The organism is Kribbella sp. NPDC051586, from assembly GCF_044453965.1.
In the GTDB taxonomy this organism is placed as follows: domain Bacteria; phylum Actinomycetota; class Actinomycetes; order Propionibacteriales; family Kribbellaceae; genus Kribbella.
On the sequence record NZ_JBITDF010000001.1, the window covers coordinates 1 to 17,390 of the forward strand.

Consider the following 17,390-nt stretch of genomic DNA (forward strand, 5'->3'; position numbering starts at 1 on the left):
CGGACTGGTGAAGACGGCTATCTCCACCGCACTCCGGAGGTCTTCCCTACGTCAACCCACCAACCCCAACGTCACCAACGTCCTGGCCGAGTACATCTAGACCGCCTTCAGCACCCCGAGCAGGCGGGCCACCTCGGTCGCGACGGCGTCGCGCGCCGGACCGAGGTACTTGCGGGTGTCGACGAGCTTCGGGTTCTCCGCGAGGATCTGGCGGACCTTGTCGGTGAAGACGTTGTTGAGGTGGGTCGCGATGTTGACCTTCGTCATGCCGGCCTCGACGGCGCGGGTGAGGTCGGGGTCGGCGACACCGGACGAGCCGTGCAGGACCAGCGGGACCGCGACGGCCTCGTGCAGGCGGGTGATGAGGTCGAAGTCGAGCGTCGCCGTGCGCTCGGTCATCGCGTGGGACGAACCGACGGCCACGGCGAGGGCGTCCACGCCGGTCGCTTCCGCGAAGGCGACGGCCTCTTCGGGTCGGGTGCGGGCACCCGGCGCGTGCACGCCGTCCTTGCCGCCGACCTCGCCGATCTCCGCCTCGACGAAGACGCCGTGGTCATGGCAGTACGCCGTCACCTCGGTCGTCGCCGCCACGTTGTCGGCGTACTCGAGCTTGGACGCGTCGTACATCACCGACGTGAACCCGAGCGTGACCGCCTCGGTGACCAGGTCCCGATCCATCGCGTGATCCAGGTGTACGACGACGGGCACCGTCGAGGCGGCCGCGGCAGCCAGCGTCGCCACCCCGATCGGCTTGAGCGAGCCGTGGTACTTCACCGCGTTCTCGCTGATCTGCAGGATCACCGGCGCACCAGCCTGCTCGGCCCCTGCGATCAGCGCGGTCGCGTGCTCGAGCTGGATCACGTTGAACGCGCCAACACCACGGCCGGCCTTGGCCGCAGCCAATACCACCTCGACCCCGGAAACCAACGGCATGAGAACTCCTTCTAATTAACGGTGACCTGGGGTTGCCAGCGGCGGTAGGCGGCCAGATCGATGTCCCCGGCAACCGGGGTCAGGACGGCGGCCGCGGATGCGGCAACGGCGGACTTGAGTACGACGGACCAGTCGGGCTCGGGCGATTCCGCAACAGCTGCTGCCACCACCGCCGTACAGGCATCGCCTGCACCGGTCGGGTTCCCGCTCACGGTCTCGACCGGCAGGGCACGCCAGACACCTTTCTTGCTGGCGGCAACCATCCCGCGGGCGCCATCGGTGATGACGGCAGCGGATGCACCGAGCGCGACGAGCTCCGATGCGCCTTCCTCCACGTCCACATCGCCGACGGCTGCACGCAGCTCGGATGCGTTCGCCCGCACCACCGCGCCTACCTTCGCCGCGGCGGTCAACGCGTCGCCGCCGGCATCGATCACCGACAGTACGTCGTGATGCCGGCCGCGTACGGCGATCTCGGCATACGCATCGGCAGGCAACCCTGGCGGCAGACTGCCCGAGCACGCGAGGACGTTCATCCGCCCCCACGGCATCCGGTCGAGGAACGCGCGCCACTCGTCCGCACTCACCGTCGGACCAGCCTCGTTGAAGATCGTCGCGTCCCCGTCGACTTCGTTGACGATGGCAACGGTACGGCGGGTCTCGCCCGCGATCGGTGTCAGCAAAGCGGTCAGCCCGGCGTCGAACAGCTCCTCGGCCACCAGCTCACCGGTCACACCGCCGACGAATCCGAGCACGAGCACCTGATGCCCGAGCGTCGCCGCGACCCGCGCGACGTTCACACCCTTGCCGCCGGCCCGCCGACGGATCCGCTCGACACGATGACTCCCGCCGACCTGCAGTTCGTCGACCTCGTACGTCACGTCCAGCGCGAGGTTGAGGGTAACGGTCCCGATCAGTCCAGCCACGACCCTGCCCGCATCACTTTCCGCACGGCGTACTCGTCGTCCAGCAGCACCAGGTCCGCCCGCTTGCCGGTCTCGATCGAGCCCACGTCGTACCAGCCGAAGTGCTGCGCCGGGGTCGTCGAGGCCATCCGCGACGCGTCCACCAGCGACACCCCGGCCTTCACCGCGTTGCGGTAGGCAACATCCATCGTGAGGGTGCTGCCGGCGATCGAATGCGTGCCCTCGGCAAGCGTCACCAGACCGTTGGTCACATCAACGGCCAGGTCGCCGAGCTGGTACCGGCCGTCAGGCATCCCGGCAGCGGCCATCGCATCGGTGATCAGCGCGATCCGGTTCACTCCGGCGGCCGCGAGCGCGACGCGGACCACCTGGGGGTCCAGATGCATGCCGTCGTTGATCACCTCGAGCAGCAGGCGTTCGTCGTTCAGCGCGGCGCCGACCGGGCCGGGATCGCGGTGGTGGAACGGCCGCATGCCGTTGAACAGGTGCGTCGCCACGGTCGCGCCGGCGTCCACACCGGCGACCATCTGTTCGTACGTCGCATCCGTGTGCCCGAGCGCGGCGACCTTGCCCGCGTCGCCGACCTGGCGGATCGCTTCCAGCCCGTTCTCGAGTTCCGGTGCGATCGTCACCATCCTCACGGCCTCGCCGAGCACCGTCGCGACGTCGTCCTTCAGCGGCGGCCGCAGCAGCGCCGGGTCGTGCGCACCACAGCGCGCCTTGGACAGGAACGGCCCTTCCAGGTGGACGCCGGCGATCACACCGTCGGCGACCAGCTCCGCGAGGCACGCCGTCTGCGAGACGAGGACGTCGAGCGGCCCCGAGACCAGACTGGCCAGCGTCGTCGTCGTACCGTGCTTGCCGTGGAAGGCCGCGACCTTGCGCGCCTCCTCCGGGTCGGTGGTCGAGTACGACGACCCGCCGCCACCGTGTGTGTGGATGTCGACGAATCCCGGTACGACGGTGACGTCGCCGAGGTCCTCCGGCCGCTTGCCGTCAGCCGGCATCCCTTCGGACCGGCGGCCGAACGCATGGATGTCCTCGTCGACCACCTGGATCCAGGCGTTCTCGAGCACGTCGTCCGGCGTGACCACCCGGCCCACGCGGTACGTCGTCATGCCTTGTCCCCCTCAACGCGATCCCAAGCCATTTGCGCCGCACCCAGCATGCCTGCTTCCTCGCCCAGCACCGCGGCGACGATCTCGGGCTCGCGCTGGAACGTCAGGCGCGCGTGCACACCTTCACGCAGCGGCTGCAGCAGGGTCTCACCGGCTCCGACCAAGCCGCCGCCGATCGCGATCCGCGTCGGCGCGACCAGGGTCGTGTAGAGGACCAGGGCGTCGATCAGAGCGGCCAACGCGTCCTGCCAGACCTTGGCGGCGTCCGGGTCTCCGGCCGCCAGCAGCTCCATCACCTCGCGAGCGCCATCCACGGTCCGCCCGGTGCGGGCGGTGTACCGCCGGGCGAGCGCGGCGGCGGAGGCGACCGTCTCGAGGCAGCCCCACTGACCGCAGGCACACAGCTCGGCAGCGTCGCCGTAGATGAACTTCGAGTGGCCGAGCTCACCGGCGTACCCGTCGCCGCTCACCAAGGAGCCGTCGACGATCATCGCGGCGGCGATCCCGGTACCGAGCGGGAGGAACATCGAGTTCGTCGTACCGGCCAGGGCGCCCTGGCGGAACTCGGCGTACCCGCCGGCGCGGACGTCGTGGGCGAGCACGATCGGCACGTCGTCGCTGATCGCGCCCTTGAGCTCGGCCAGCACCGGCGTCGCGACCCATTCCAGGTTCTCGGCGCCGACGGTGCCGTGCTCGGCGTCGATGACGCCCGGCACCACGACCCCGATGGCACGCACCCGATGACCGTCGGCGGTCGCCTTCTGGCTGAGCTCGACCACGGTCTCCAGCAGTGCCTCGAGCACGACTCGACCGCCGCCGCGCTCGTCCGACGCAGCCCGGGGCGTCGGCCTGGTCTCGCGGTGCAGCACGGCACCGTCGGCGGCGACCAGGCCGCACTTCATCCGGGTTCCACCGAGGTCGACGGCAACCACGACTTCACAGGGGTCCACGGAGCGCCATTATGCAGCGTTACCCGACGGTCCGAACATCCGTGAGCAAAACACGGACAAAACTCACCCGGACCACTGCTCGGTCCGGATCAGGGAGACCCGGGAGCCGTGGGCAGGGAATCCACGGTTTCCGGGGCATCGAGACAACCCTCGATCAGGGCCGCAGGCCGCCGTCGAAGGCCGCGACCAGAAATGCGACCAGGTTCTCGGCGAGCTTGCCGGGATCTTCGGTGTTCGCAGTGTTTCCGCTGTTCCCCGGGCCGGCGGCACCCGGCGTCGGGGACAGAGCCTGCGATTGGTGCAGTGCGAGCAGACCGAGCATGTTCATGTACCCGAAGGCGACCGCTTCCGGCGACGCCTGCGGCAATGCCCGCTGCAGGGCGGCCAGATAGCGACTCTCGATCGGATCCGACTCCGCCGCGTACAGCTCGCGGATCCGCCGGCTCGGATCGAACGCGATCCGCCCGATGAACCGCGCGACCAACGCGCCGCGCTCGCCGCGGTGCAGCACGAGTTCCAGACCGGGCTCGATGAACGCCCGGATCAGCTCCTCCGGCGTTGGCGGCCCGCCGGCCTCCAACTGGTCCAGCCGGCGCCGCCGCTCGGTGTTGACCGGCGCCATCGCCCGCGCCACGGCAGCCCGCAGCAGCGCTTCCTTCGAACCGAAGTGGTAGTTGACCGCCGCGATGTTCGCGGCCGCCGCGACCGTGATGGCGCGCAGCGACGTGCCCTCGTAACCCCCTTCACCGAACCTCTGCTCAGCGACGTTGAGCAGTCTCTCCCGGGTCGTTTCGACCGGTGTTTCCACAGAGTTCTCCTTCCCCCCGACTACCGCTCGCGCAGGCACCCCACCTGCTCACGCGCAGTAGCCTGCAAGTCAGCATAGTTCAAACGGTCGTTTGAACTGGAGGGCTCAGCTCGGTTGTCTCGAGAAATCCTCAGATTTCTCTGAAACCCTTTCCTTCCCAGGTTCTCCGCACTCACACCTCCACCACGGCCCGTACACATTCGGGTGAAACCTGTTATTGGGTTAGGGTCCGGAGCCATGACTTTCGTGCGGGTCGAGCAGCGTTTCCGGGGGCCGGAGCGGTCGGGCAACGGCGGATACGTCGCCGGCCTGGTCGGGACGACGTTGGCGGCGCAACTGAACGGCGCGCTCGTCCCACAGGTCCGGTTGCGGAAGCCGCCACCGCTGCAGAAGGACCTCGCATTGTCGGTCGCCGGCGACGGCGCACGGCTTACGGACGGTGACGGTCTGGTCGCGGACGCAGTACCGGTCGAGAGCGATCTCCTCGCCGACGCGACGATCGATCCGGTGTTGCCGCAGGAAGCTCGAGCAGCGGAGTCGGCGTACCGCGGGTTGCAGGACCATCCGTTCCCGAGCTGCTTCGTCTGCGGACCGGCGAACCAGGGCGGTCTGCAGCTGAAGCCGGGGCCGATCGGCGACGGGCGTACGGCGTGCACCTGGAAGCCCGCCGCGGACCTCGCGACCGGCGGACTGGTCGACGAGGTGTTCCTGTGGGCGGCGCTCGACTGCCCCGGCGGCTGGACGATCGACCTCGAAGGCCGCCCCTCGGTGCTCGGCCAGCTGACCGCGTGCATCGACGCGCGACCGCAGGTCGGCGAGGAGTGCGTCGCGCTCGGCCGCTACCTCGGCGAGGACGGCCGCAAGACCTTCACCGCCAGCACCCTCTACGACGCCGACGGCCGCGTGCTCGCCCGCGCCAAGCACACCTGGATCACGGTCGACCCGGCTGCCTTCAATTAGCCACCCGGGCCGCGTGGGCGCGGACCTTGGCGCGATTGCCGCAGGTCGCCATCGAGCACCAGCGCCGGCGCCCGCGCGGGTCGAGGAACAACCAGCCGCAGGACGGGCACGTGCGGACGTGCTCGCGGGACGGGCCGGTGAGCAGGTCGCCGGCGAGCAGGGCGAGATTGTGGAGCGGGAGCGCCAGGTCCTCGCGCAGCTCCCAGGTCAGTCCGTCGTCGGTGGAGACCAGCCGACGACCGCCGTACGCCTTCTCGATCAGCCGGGCGGCCGCCTCGAAGGTCGTCCCGGCCGCCTGGTCGGTGAGGACGTCGTACAGATCGACGCGGAAGTCCAGGGTCGCCTGGAGCCGCCTGGCCGCCTCGGTCGAGCTGCTGCCGGCCTGCTCGATCAGCCGGAACACGGTGGCCGGTGACAACAGGCCGATGTAGGAGTTCCAGATCAGGAAGGCCTCGTACGACGTCAGCCACTCGGTCCGGGCGGGGCCACGGGTGGTCCACTCGGACCGGGTGTTGACGAAGTCGAGGACCGGATGCGCGCCGACCGGCTTGGGCAGGACGACACCCTGCACAAGCTCGAGGTGGGACGGCAGCGCATTCATCGGGGACTACCTGGCGGGCTGGGTGGGCTGGTCGCCGGGGGTCGACGGCGTGGTGGTCGGCACCGGGATGCTGACGTTGCCGTTCTGCGGGATGACCATGAACTGGATCTTGCCCGACTCGATCGCGGTCTTCAGCAGGTAGCCGTTCGCACCGAGCATCGCGACCTGCTGCTTGACCGACTGCAGCTCGACGTTCACCTGCTGGTTCTTCTGCTCCTGGGTGGCCTTCGCCAGCTCGGCGCGCTGCTTGGCCTCGAGCCCGTCGATGATGCCCTTGTCCAGCGGCATCGGCTTCTGGATCGTGAACGACAGCTCGCCGCAGTCGTTGCTGCCGTTGTAGCCCGGGCCGCAGAAGTAGTCACCGCCGACAGCGGCCGGCAGCAGCCGGGTGAACTCCTTGGCCGCCGCGCTCTGGAACGCGGACTTCTTCGCCTCGTTGTTGTAGAGCTCGGCCCAGCCGTAGTTGGTCGCGACCGCGGCCAGCGCCCGGTCGATCTGCGGCCGGAAGTAGCTCTGCAGCATGTCGTTCCAGCCGCTCTCCTCGTAGGCCTCGGTCTTCAGGCCGATCCGTTCGTGGAAGGACTTGATCACGTCCTTGTCCCGGTTCAGCGTGAAGTACACCTGGACCCGGACGCCGAGCCGGACGTTGTCCTTGCTGACCACGGTGACCTCGTCGGCCGCGTCGGTGTCGGCGCCGTCACCGCCGATGATGTAGGAGCGCTGGTCGATCGGGTAGGTGTAGAGCGTGTCGCCGGGGCCGATCAGCTCGTTCGTCGAGCCCGGCGGGACGATCGACTTGAACTTCTTGTCCTCGATCACGCCGCCGCCGTAGTGCAGGCCGATCCGGTTCGCGTCGGTGTTCGCGAAGTTGAAGATGTTGAACAGCGCGATGATCACGATCACCGCGACGATCAGGCCGCCGATCACCTTGGCCTTCACGCTGCCGCCGCCCTTGGGCTTGATCGCGGCGGCTGCGTTCCCCAGTTTTGCCATCAGTCGTCGATCTCCTTGCGTTCCACCAGGCGCCGTACGTCGGCGAGGGTCAGGTCGGCGGTGACCGCGACGTCGCGCGGTACCGACGGATGCGAGCTGAGCGTACGCAGGCCCTGCTCGGCAGCCGCGACCGCCCGCTCGAGCGACCTGACCTCGCGTGTCAGTGCCCGGTGTTCGGCGTTGACCTCGGCCAGCGCCTGCTCTGCCTGGACGGCCCGGCGGTACGACGCCCATCCGAACCAGGCGGTTCCGATCAGTACCAGCAGCGGGATCAGACCCAGTTCGATCATGTCCCGATTGTCGTTCATCCCAGGGCGAAAAACGGTTGAACCGTTGACCGCCGGACAGTAAGTTCGCAGTACACGCGAAGGGAGGTGGTCCAACGCATGAATTGCTATCGGACTCGTGAGGTGGCGGCGGGCTAACCGCCAACCACAGTTAAGTGGGCAAGTGGTCGGCCAATACAACGCCAGCCACCGGGCCTGCGGGCAGTCAGGTAGTCCGCCTGACCCTGAGTTCGGCCACCCGGTCGTGTCTCTGGAAGCGCCCGCAGGCTTTTTTATGCCCCGGCTTCTTCGTCGGCCGGCGGGCAGTCCAGGCCGAGCGCCTCGCCGATCTCCCGGAGCTGCGCCTCGAAGTAGGCGCCGGCGTCCGGCAGCACCCAGTGCAGCTGACCGAAGACCTCCATGCAGATCAGGCCGTAGAGCCTGGTCCAGTAGGTCAGCGACAGGTAGATCGCGCCGGGCGGCATGCCCTGGAAGTGCTCCGATTCCGCCGTCAGCTGGGCGATCAGCTCCTTGCCGAGCAGCTCGTCGGGCGGGTACGGGAACGGCTTCCAGTGCCAGATCTGCGCGACCAGTTCCTTGAAGACCGCACCGAACCGCATTGCCGCCTGATGCCCGGGCGTCTCGTCGTGACCGTCCGCGTCCGTCATCGGGACCGCCGTACCGAAGAGCAGGGCGAACTCGGCCGGATGCGCCAGCCCCCAGTCCCGCAGGCCGTTCGCCAGCAGGTACAGCCGCTCGCCCAGGTCCGGCACGTCTTCGGTCGTCTGCAACTGCATCAGCGCTGTCGTCAGCTCGTCGTACAGATCGGCGATCATCGCGCCGATCAGCGCCTCGTGGCTCGGGAAGTACCGGTACAGCGCGGGCGGGGTCAGGCCGAGCTCGCGCGCCACCGCCCGCAGGCCGACCGCGGCCGAGCCGCCGCTGACCAGCAGCCGGCGTGCGGCCGCCTTGATCTCGGCCAGCGTCGCAGCTCGCCGCCGGTCCCGGCTTCCACCGTCCTCCACCAGAAAACTCTCCTTGACATCGCGGTAGGGCCGGAGTTTAGAGTGAACACCGTTAACAGTTAACGCTGTTCACTCAAGCTCCTGCCGCTCAAATCTACTCGCTGGGGAGAGTTTCGTGTTCGAGACGCTCGGCCACTTCACATACCGGCGCCGCCGTCTGGTGCTCGCCCTCACCGGTGTCTTCGTCGTCCTCGGACTGGCCTGGGGTACCGGCGTGTTCGGCTCGCTGGCGAACGGCGGCTTCGACGCGCCGGACACCGAGGCCGCGAACGCCGTCGCGACGATCGAGCAGAGCGTCGGCCGCACCGGCACCGACGTCGTCGTCCTGTACCGCAGCCCGTCCGAGACCGTCGCCGACCCGGCGTTCAAGCAGTCCGTCGAGAACCAGCTCGCCGGGTTGCCGACCGCCGACGTGACCGGGGTTTCGACGTACTGGAGCACGAAGTCGCCGGTATTCGTATCCAAGGATCAGCACAGCACGTACGCCGTGCTCACGCTGGCCGGCGCCGATCAGGAGGCCCGGCTGGAGACGTTCCACCGGATCGCCTCGAAGGTCCGCACCGCGCCGCCGGGGCTGGAGACGAAGGTCGGCGGCGAGATCGCGGTCTTCGACGAGGTGAACACCCAGACCGAGCACGACATCGTCAAGGCCGAGTCGATCTCGACGCCGATCGTGCTGGTGCTGCTGGTGCTCGTCTTCGGCGGTCTGGTCGCGGCCTCGCTGCCGCTGTTCGTCGGCGCGCTCGCGATCCTCGGCTCGTTCGTGCTGCTGCGCGGGTTGTCGGCGGTCACCGACGTGTCGATCTTCTCGATCAACATCGTCACGATGATCGGGCTCGGGCTGGCGATCGACTACGCGTTGTTCATCGTCACCCGGTTCCGCGAAGAACTTGCTCGCGGCAACGATGTCGAGGCGGCGCTGACCGCGACGATGGCGACGGCCGGGCGGACGGTCGCGTTCTCCGGGGTGACCGTCGGGGTGGCGATCAGCAGCCTCGTGCTCTTCCCGGTGATGTTCCTGAAGTCGATGGCCTACGGCGGTGCTGCCGCCGTGGCGATCGCGATGATCGCGGCGCTCACCGCGCTACCGGCGTTGCTCGCCGTTCTCGGGCACCGGGTGAACAGCCTGCGAATCTTCAAGCCGCGCAAGGCTTCCGCTTCCCACGGCGCCTGGTACCGCTTGGCGCACAGTGTGATGAGGCGGCCCGTGCGGTACGTGCTGGTGCTCGTCCCGGTGCTGCTGATTCTGGGGATCCCGTTCCTGTCGGCGCAGCTGGGCGGCGTCGACCATCGATCGTTGCCGCCGGGCGCTACCTCGCGGACGGTGACCGAGACACTGCAGCGGGACTTCCCGGGAGCCGGCGGGTCGGACATCTACGCGGCGGTGCGGTTCGACGCCGCCCCGGGCGATCCGGCGGTGGCGTTGGCGCCGTACATCTCCCGGCTGCAGCAGGTGCGGGACGTGGAGAACGTGCGGATCGGTGGTTACGCCAACGGTGTCGCGTCCGTTGTCGCGCACACCCATTTCACCGGGCAGGAGTTGGCGGCGCGGGACGTCGTACACGGGGTGCGGGCGGTGCCGGCGCCGATCGGGACGCAGGTACAGGTCGGTGGTGAGACGGCGGCGGTGATCGATCTGCTGCAGGTGCTGAAGGAGCGTGCGCCGTACATGGGCGGGTTCATCGTGGTGGTCACGTTCGTGCTGCTGTTCATGGCCTTCGGCTCGTTCGTGCTGCCGGCGAAGGCGTTGCTGATGAACGTGTTGTCGTTGTCGGCGGCGTTCGGGGCGATGGTGTGGATCTTCCAGGACGGGCACCTGTCGGGGTTCCTCGGGTTCACACCGGCCGGGTTCCTGGACGCGACGAACCCGGTGCTGCTGTTCGCCGTACTGTTCGGGCTGTCGATGGACTACGAGGTGTTCCTGCTGAGCCGGATCCGGGAGGAGTACGACCGGACCGGCGACAACACCGAGGCGGTCGCACACGGGCTGCAGCGCACGGGCGGGATCATCACCAGTGCGGCGTTGCTGCTGATCATCGTGGTGGCGGCGTTCGCCACGTCGGGCATCGTGTTCGTGAAGATGATCGGCGTCGGACTGGTGATCGCGATCGCGCTGGACGCGACCTTCGTCCGGGCATTGCTCGTGCCGGCGACGATGCGGCTACTCGGCCGGGCGAACTGGTGGGCGCCGAAGCCGCTCGTGCGCTGGTGGGATCGCCACGGCTTCCGCGAGTCCGACGAGCCTCAGGGCTGGAGCCGGACCAGCTCCCAGGAGTCGCCGGAGCTGGTGCGGCGGTAGGCCAGGCGGTCGTGCAGCCGGCCGACGCGGCCCTGCCAGAACTCGAACGCTTCCGGGGCGACCAGGTAACCGCCCCAGAAGTACGGCGTGGAGATCTCGGTGCCCTCCGGCCACTGGCGCTCGTACGACTCGTACTGCAGGTCGAGCTCCTCCCGGGAATCGACCGGCCGGCTCTGCTGGGACGCCCACGCGCCGAGCTGTGACTCGCGTGGCCGGCCGGCGAAGTACTCGTCCACTTCATCGCCCGGCAGCTTGGTGACCGTGCCCTCGATGCGGATCTGTCGCTCCATCGCGTGCCATGGGAACACCAGCGCGCAGTGCGGATTGGCGGCCAGGTCGTCGGCCTTGCGGGACTGCTGGTTGGTGTAGAAGACGAATCCCCGCTGGTCGACGCGCTTCAGCAGCACCGTCCGCGCCGACGGCCGGCCGTCCCCGTCGGCCGTGGCCAGCACCATGGCGTTCGGCTCGGCCAGCCCGGCGTGCCGGGCCTGCTGCAGCCAGGTTTCGAACTGCTGGATCGGGTCGGGGGCCAGTTGGTCCTCGAGCAACTCCCCCAGCCCGTACGTACGCCGCATCTCCGCAAGGTCCACGCTTCGAGCCTACTGGGAAGAAAAACGCAACCGCCCCTTTGCTCCGCTCAGGGGCGGGAGAGGGGGAGGGCGGGAGAGGGGTGGACCGCATCCGTTGCTCAGGGGTGGGTCAGGGGAGGTGGCGGTTTACCTCGGCGAGGTGTTGATCGAAGGTGGCTCGCCAGAGGGCCTGGCGCAGGGTTGCCTCGCCGCCTGCCGAGCTTGCGCCGGCTACCGAGGCGGCCCACAGCGTGCTGAGGTCGCCGAAGCCTTCGACGTCGGTGAGCAGCGGCTCGATCAGGTCGCGGTCGACGGCCGAGGCCAGGTTCCTCCGGATCTCGTTCGGGGTGAACGGCGTACCCCCTCGACGCAGCGGCTCGACCTCGTAGAAGTAGTCGAGCATCGTCGCATCCTCGATACCGGTGTCGGCAGCGGTCTGCAGCACGCGGTCGATCCGCCCGGTCACGGCGGCACGGGCCGCCTGCGTCGGGCCGGCGGCCGGGATCAGCCTGGTCTGCAGATGATTGCTGAAGGCACGCAGTTTGTCCGGCAACGACAGCGCGTCGAGTTCCGTCACATTGCGCGGATAGAAGTAGCCGTGGGCAACCTCACCGACCGGCTCGGTCGTGGCGAACCCGTCAGGCGGAGCCTCGAACAGCCGGTTGGACGACGCGAGTCCCTCCGCGTACCTGTGCCAGTCGAGGGCCCGCCCGATCAGCTCCACCGGCTCCGGCCGGACAACCGCCTGACGGTGGCCGTCGGCAACGATGTGTGTTGCTCCGGGTACAGCCAGCACACCGTCGTACGGCGTGCTGTCGTCCATGAACCACCCGCAGGCCGCGGCGAAGGTCCAGCCCCGCGACGAGGCGACGGCCGGCACCCCCGCGAAGAGGAGCGCCGCGACCGGCCGATTGGTCCAAACGCACCCGTCCGGCAGCCGCAGTTCGAACAGCCGGTCGAGCTCCGGCGGCTCCTCGGCCGGAGTCACCTGGGGCCGAGCGCCGTAATACGCCTCCACGCGGGCACGACCGGCCGCGGCGCGTGCGGCGCTGTCGAAGGTGTGGGCGACCAGGGTGTCCATGCAGAGCCTGATGCGGGCTCCGCGGCGAAAGTTATTGCGGCGGCCGCTGGCCCGGGTACTGCGGTGGCTGCTGGCCTTGGTACGGCTGCTGCGGCGGTTGTTGCTGTTGGCCCGGGTAGCCGCCCCACTGCTGCTGCGGCTGCTGCTGCGGGTAACCGGGCTGATACCCACGGCTGTCCTGTAGTTGCCCCGGGCCTGCCATGAGCTTCGCCACCTTGGCGTCGACGGCCCAGCGACGCATGCCGACCAGGAGCAGCGGTATGCCGAGCAGAACGGCCGACCCGTCGGACAGCAGGTACGAAACGCCGAACCGCGTGCCCGGCAACTGGAAGAGCTTCACCACGTCGATCGCCTGCGCCACCGGCAGCAGGATCACGGCGAGTCCGGAAGCGGTCAGCAACAGTCCGGCGCCGGTGGTCACACCGGACCCGATCGCCGGCGCCATCATCAGGAGTCCGAGCACGACCGCGATGGCGACCACCGCCGCCAGCCACGGCAGCACCTGGCCGAGGTCATGGCGGAACGTCTGGACCCGCAGGATCAGCCGGGCGGTCGCGTACGACGCGCCGACCAGTCCGGCATAGGCGGCGATGACGCCGATCACGAGCCCTAGGGCGGGGAGGGGCTTGGCCATGCCGTCGACACTAGACCTGTGACCGGTCCACCGAGCTGTGACCGGCTCGAACCGGTCACAAAGCTGTGTTGTCACCAGTTCCGAGAACTATGCTGCGGGAGCGCCGACACGAGGACGAGGGAGTCGCATGTCTGATCCAAGGACCGAGGTGCAGCACGGGCTGGAAGGCGTGGTCGCCTTCGACACGCAGATCGCCGAGCCGGACAAGGAAGGTTCGGCGCTCCGCTACCGCGGCGTGGACATCGAGGACCTGGTCGGTCGTGTGCCGTTCGAGAACGTCTGGGGCCTGCTGGTCGACGGCGCGTTCACCCCGGGCCTGCCGCCGGCCGAGCCGTTCCCGCTGCCGGTGCACACCGGCGACGTCCGGGTCGACGTACAGTCCGCGCTCGCGATGCTCGCACCCGCCTGGGGTCTGCGGCCGCTCTACGACATCGACGACGTGCAGGCCCGTGACGACTTGTCCCGGGCGGCGGTGATGGCGCTGTCGTACGTCGCACAGGCGGCCCGCGGCGTCGGCCACCCGATGGTGCCGCAACGCGAGGTGGACAAGGCGAAGACGATCACCGAGCGGTTCATGATCCGCTGGCGCGGCGAGCCGGACCCCAAGCATGTGCAGGCGGTCGACGCGTACTGGACGTCCGCGGCCGAGCACGGCATGAACGCGTCGACGTTCACCGCCCGGGTGATCGCATCGACCGGTGCGGACGTCGCCGCGGCGCTGTCCGGTGCGGTCGGCGCGATGTCCGGTCCGCTGCACGGCGGTGCGCCGGCGCGGGTGCTGACGATGATCGAAGGCGTGGAGCGGTCCGGCGACGCACGCTCGTACGTGAAGGGCTTGCTGGACGCGGGCGAGCGGCTGATGGGCTTCGGGCACCGCGTGTACCGCGCCGAGGACCCGCGCGCCCGGGTGCTTCGCCGTACGGCGCGTGAGCTGGACGCACCGCGGTACGAGGTCGCGGAGGCGCTGGAGCAGGCCGCGCTGACCGAGCTGCGCGAGCGCCGGCCGGACCGCGTGCTGGAGACGAACGTGGAGTTCTGGGCGGCGATCGTGCTGGACTTCGCCGAGGTGCCGCCGCCGATGTTCACGTCGATGTTCACTTGCGCACGGACAGCCGGCTGGAGTGCGCACGTCCTGGAGCAGAAGCGGACCGGCCGGCTGATCCGGCCGTCGGCGATCTACTCCGGCCCCGCGTCCCGCCCCGCCGACGCCATCGAGGGCTGGAACCCGGACTGGGCGTAGCTAGCGGTCCTGGCTCGGGGTGCGGCCGGTGCGTTGTTTGTACTGCCGGCTGAAGTACGGGACGTCGGTGTAGCCGAGGGCCGTGGCTGTCTCGGTGACAGTCATGCCGCTCTCGGTGAGCAGTTGGTGCGCGCGGTCGATCCGGGCCTGGATCAGGTACTGCGCCGGTGACATCCCGAACTGCGCAACGAAGCGGCGGGTGAACTGCGCCCGGCTGAGCGAAGCTTTGGACGCCATCTCCGCGACGGTCCAGTCGCGGCCGGGATCCTGACGGAGTTGACGGGCGATCTCGTCGACCGCGGTGTCGGTGACGCTGCGGCCCGGGTTGTGGACAGCGTCCCAGATCAGTGCGATCAGTTGCTCGAGGCACAGTTCCGCCTGGCGCCGGCCGAGTACGTCCTGCCGGCGGTACGACGCGTCGCTCGTACGGGCGAGAACGCCGAGCAGTTCGCGGTCCATCACCTCGCCCCAACGTGGGTCGGGTGCCGCTCCTGTTGTCTGGAAGTGCATCCCGAAGACCAGCAGCCGTCGGTGCGGGTCATGGGTGGCGCGCGGGGCGTCGCCGGGCTGGAACACCGCGCAGACACCGGGGTGCAGATCCTGACGGTCGCCGTCGAGCACCAACTCGCCACGACCGTCCATCACGCACCAGAGCAGGTGGTCCGCGAGCGGGCGCGAGGTCCAGGACCAGCTCGGCTCACACCGCCAGAAGGTCGGCGCGGACATCCGCTCGAGCTCCAGTCGATGCAACAAAAGTTCAACTCCTCGCGCAAATCCTCCATGGTCCGGTCCCGGTACCAGGCAGGAGAATTGGTCCCGTCAGGCAGCGTAGGGCACAGACGCGGGAGTTGTGCATGAGCGTTTCATCCAATGTCGACACCGTACTTCGGGAAGAGTTCGAGCAGACCGGGTTCGCGCTGGTGCGTGGGCTGTTCGGCGCCGACGAGGTCGACCGGCTGCGGGACCACTACATGGAGGTCCGGCAGCGCGGTCCGCGGGCGAACGACTTCGCCGGGCACGACTCCACCGACCGTGACCCGTTGAAGCGCTACCCGCGGATGGCGCAGATGCACCGGTGGGACGAGGCGTCGCTGCAGTGGATGATCGACCCGCGCATCGACGAGGTGATGACGGCGCTGCTCGGCAGGTCGCCGTACGCCGTCCAGACGATGGTCTACTTCAAGCCGCCGGGCTCCCGCGGACAGGCGCTGCACCAGGACAACTTCTACCTGAAGGCCGATCCGGGCACGTGTGTCGCCGCGTGGATGGCGCTCGACCGGGTCGACGAGGCGAACGGATGTCTCGAGGTCGTGCCCGGTTCGCACCGCTGGCCGATCCTCTGCACGGAGAAGGCCGACACCACGGTCAGCTTCACCGATGTCACGGTGCCGCTGCCTTCCACCGGGTCCGCCGTACCGGTGGAGATGGAGCCGGGTGACGTGTTGTTCTTCCACGGGGCGCTGGTCCATGGCAGCAACCCCAACGTCACCACGGACCGCTTCCGGCGGGCGCTGATCGGCCACTACATCGAGGGCGAGGCGGAGCGGGTGGCGCAGTACTACCACCCCGCGCTGCGGATGGACGGGACCGAGCTCACGCTCGAAGTGGCCGAAGGCGGCGGTGCCTGCGGCGAGTGGACCGAGACCCCGGACGGGCCGGTCGCGGTCCTGACCGGCACCCAGACCATCACGCGCAAGCACGAGTAGTCCGTGCGGTGAGCCCCCGGGCGGCGGGCTGGGCCGGGTGTGCGAGGATGGGGTGCGCTGACAGCGTCGTCGGCTTTCTGAAGTGCAGACGACGAAGGGAACACGCTGGTGACCAGCGACATTCAGATTCCTGCTGAGCTCAAGCCCGCTGACGGCCGCTTCGGTTCGGGCCCGTCGAAGGTCCGTCCGGAAGCCGTCGCCGCACTGGCGACCGAGGGCGCCAAGCTGCTCGGCACCTCCCACCGCCAGGCCCCGGTGAAGAACCTGGTCAAGCGCGTCCAGGAGGGCGTGGCCGACCTGTTCCAGCTGCCCGAGGGCTACCAGGTCGTGCTCGGCAACGGTGGATCCACCGCGTTCTGGGACGTGGCGACGTTCGCGCTGATCCGGGAGAAGAGCCAGCACCTGAACTTCGGCGAGTTCTCGTCCAAGTTCGCCAAGGCCGCTCAGCAGGCGCCGCACCTGGCCGACCCGTCGGTGATCAAGTCCGAGCCCGGCACCCGTCCGGTCGCGGTGGCCGAGGCCGGCGTGGACCTGTACGCGTGGCCGCACAACGAGACCTCCACCGGCGTGATGGCGCCGGTCAAGCGCGTCGCCGGCGCCGACGAGGGTGCGCTGGTCGCCATCGACGCCACGTCGGGTGCGGCCGGTCTGCCGGTCGACATCAACGAGGCCGACGTCTACTACTTCGCGCCGCAGAAGGGCTTCGCGTCCGACGGCGGCCTGTGGATCGCGCTGATGAGCCCGGCGGCGCTCGCCCGGGTCGAAGAGATCACCGCGTCCGGCCGCTGGATCCCGGCGTTCTTGGACCTGGCGACCGCGGTCGACAACTCGAGCAAGAACCAGACCTACAACACGCCGTCGCTGGCCACGCTGTTCCTGATGGCGGAGCAGACCGACTGGATCAACAACCAGGGCGGTCTGGAGTGGAGCGTCGCCCGGACGACGGACTCCAGCAACCGGCTGTACACGTGGGCGGAGAAGTCGGAGTACGCCACCCCGTACGTCGCCGACCCCGACGCCCGCTCGCTCGTCGTCGGCACCATCGACCTCGACGACGCCATCGACGCCACCGCGGTCGCGAAGGTCCTGCGCGCCAACGGCATCGTCGACACCGAGCCCTACCGCAAACTCGGCCGCAACCAGCTCCGCGTGGCGATGTTCCCCGCGGTGGACCCCGACGACGTCGAGAAGCTGACCCAGGCCATCGACTACGTGGTCGAGAACCTCAAGTAACCCACTCCGCCGAACAGCCGCCGTACCTTGTCCGGGTGCGGCGGCTGC

At 69.0% G+C, this 17,390-nt stretch carries 18 protein-coding genes; 5 read left to right on the forward strand and 13 right to left on the reverse strand.

Translation table 11 applies throughout. From position 1 onward, the window contains the following. Positions 1-96 precede the first annotated feature (96 nt). The 5 genes from ACIA58_RS00005 to ACIA58_RS00025 form a co-directional block, all read right to left on the reverse strand. Positions 97-933, reverse strand: a complete 837-nt coding sequence (locus ACIA58_RS00005) for a ketose-bisphosphate aldolase (RefSeq protein WP_396401358.1) — start codon at positions 931-933, stop codon at positions 97-99. Positions 934-944: 11 nt separating this feature from the next. Beyond that, positions 945-1,859, reverse strand: a complete 915-nt coding sequence (locus ACIA58_RS00010; RefSeq protein WP_396401359.1) for a 1-phosphofructokinase family hexose kinase — start codon at positions 1,857-1,859, stop codon at positions 945-947. Continuing rightward, complete coding sequence (nagA, locus tag ACIA58_RS00015) at positions 1,847-2,977, reverse strand: N-acetylglucosamine-6-phosphate deacetylase (protein WP_396401360.1); 1,131 nt, start codon at positions 2,975-2,977, stop codon at positions 1,847-1,849. Before nagA ends, ACIA58_RS00010 begins: the two co-directional genes overlap by 13 nt. Continuing rightward, positions 2,974-3,927, reverse strand: coding sequence for an ROK family protein (locus ACIA58_RS00020; protein WP_396401361.1), 954 nt, complete (start codon positions 3,925-3,927; stop codon positions 2,974-2,976). The genes nagA and ACIA58_RS00020 overlap by 4 nt, the downstream gene beginning before the upstream one ends. A 154-nt stretch (positions 3,928-4,081) precedes the next feature. After that, the gene (locus ACIA58_RS00025; RefSeq protein ID WP_396401362.1) at positions 4,082-4,735 is read right to left on the reverse strand and encodes a TetR/AcrR family transcriptional regulator; all 654 of its coding nucleotides are present in this window, start codon (positions 4,733-4,735) and stop codon (positions 4,082-4,084) included. 237 nt (positions 4,736-4,972) lie between these two features. Between ACIA58_RS00025 and ACIA58_RS00030 the strand changes: the two genes are divergently transcribed. Further along, a complete protein-coding gene (locus tag ACIA58_RS00030) occupies positions 4,973-5,695 on the forward strand; it encodes a hypothetical protein (protein WP_396401363.1) in 723 nt (240 codons plus the stop codon). Here the strand turns inward: ACIA58_RS00030 and ACIA58_RS00035 are convergent. The 4 genes from ACIA58_RS00035 to ACIA58_RS00050 all read right to left on the reverse strand — a co-directional run bounded on the left by ACIA58_RS00035 (position 5,688) and on the right by ACIA58_RS00050 (position 8,580). Next, positions 5,688-6,296: a CGNR zinc finger domain-containing protein gene (locus ACIA58_RS00035; protein ID WP_396401364.1), complete on the reverse strand. Its 609-nt coding sequence runs from the start codon at positions 6,294-6,296 to the stop codon at positions 5,688-5,690. The two genes, ACIA58_RS00030 and ACIA58_RS00035, sit on opposite strands and share 8 nt — an antisense overlap. Positions 6,297-6,302: 6 nt before the next feature. Continuing rightward, positions 6,303-7,289, reverse strand: coding sequence for an SPFH domain-containing protein (locus ACIA58_RS00040; protein ID WP_396401365.1), 987 nt, complete (start codon positions 7,287-7,289; stop codon positions 6,303-6,305). Continuing rightward, a complete protein-coding gene (locus ACIA58_RS00045; RefSeq protein WP_396401366.1) occupies positions 7,289-7,579 on the reverse strand; it encodes a hypothetical protein in 291 nt (96 codons plus the stop codon). The genes ACIA58_RS00040 and ACIA58_RS00045 overlap by 1 nt, the downstream gene beginning before the upstream one ends. A gap of 269 nt (positions 7,580-7,848) precedes the next feature. Next, positions 7,849-8,580 (reverse strand): TetR/AcrR family transcriptional regulator, encoded by a 732-nt coding sequence (locus tag ACIA58_RS00050; RefSeq protein WP_396401367.1) that lies wholly within the window; start codon positions 8,578-8,580, stop codon positions 7,849-7,851. A 115-nt stretch (positions 8,581-8,695) separates the two neighbouring features. On the opposite strand from ACIA58_RS00050, the gene ACIA58_RS00055 reads away from it, so the two are divergent. Further along, positions 8,696-10,879 (forward strand): MMPL family transporter, encoded by a 2,184-nt coding sequence (locus ACIA58_RS00055; RefSeq protein ID WP_396401368.1) that lies wholly within the window; start codon positions 8,696-8,698, stop codon positions 10,877-10,879. Here the strand turns inward: ACIA58_RS00055 and pdxH are convergent. The 3 genes from pdxH to ACIA58_RS00070 form a co-directional block, all read right to left on the reverse strand. After that, on the reverse strand, positions 10,825-11,469 hold the full coding sequence (pdxH, locus tag ACIA58_RS00060) for a pyridoxamine 5'-phosphate oxidase (RefSeq protein WP_396401369.1): 645 nt from the start codon (positions 11,467-11,469) through the stop codon (positions 10,825-10,827). The two genes, ACIA58_RS00055 and pdxH, sit on opposite strands and share 55 nt — an antisense overlap. A gap of 109 nt (positions 11,470-11,578) precedes the next feature. Continuing rightward, positions 11,579-12,529 (reverse strand): hypothetical protein, encoded by a 951-nt coding sequence (locus tag ACIA58_RS00065; RefSeq protein ID WP_396401370.1) that lies wholly within the window; start codon positions 12,527-12,529, stop codon positions 11,579-11,581. A 31-nt stretch (positions 12,530-12,560) separates the two neighbouring features. Further along, positions 12,561-13,163 (reverse strand): hypothetical protein, encoded by a 603-nt coding sequence (locus ACIA58_RS00070; RefSeq protein WP_396401371.1) that lies wholly within the window; start codon positions 13,161-13,163, stop codon positions 12,561-12,563. 127 nt (positions 13,164-13,290) lie between these two features. Between ACIA58_RS00070 and ACIA58_RS00075 the strand changes: the two genes are divergently transcribed. Continuing rightward, positions 13,291-14,403 carry a citrate synthase 2 gene (locus ACIA58_RS00075; RefSeq protein ID WP_396401372.1) on the forward strand — a complete coding sequence of 371 codons (1,113 nt, stop codon included), beginning with the start codon at positions 13,291-13,293 and terminating at the stop codon, positions 14,401-14,403. On the opposite strand, the gene ACIA58_RS00080 is transcribed toward ACIA58_RS00075, so the two are convergent. Next, complete coding sequence (locus tag ACIA58_RS00080) at positions 14,404-15,156, reverse strand: helix-turn-helix domain-containing protein (RefSeq protein ID WP_396401373.1); 753 nt, start codon at positions 15,154-15,156, stop codon at positions 14,404-14,406. Between the two features lie 101 nt (positions 15,157-15,257). Between ACIA58_RS00080 and ACIA58_RS00085 the strand changes: the two genes are divergently transcribed. Both ACIA58_RS00085 and serC read left to right on the forward strand, forming a co-directional pair. Beyond that, entirely contained in the window at positions 15,258-16,109 is an 852-nt protein-coding gene (locus ACIA58_RS00085; protein ID WP_396401374.1) for a phytanoyl-CoA dioxygenase family protein, read from the forward strand. A 108-nt stretch (positions 16,110-16,217) separates the two neighbouring features. After that, positions 16,218-17,342, forward strand: coding sequence for a phosphoserine transaminase (gene serC, locus ACIA58_RS00090; RefSeq protein ID WP_396401375.1), 1,125 nt, complete (start codon positions 16,218-16,220; stop codon positions 17,340-17,342). Positions 17,343-17,390: the final 48 nt, after the last annotated feature.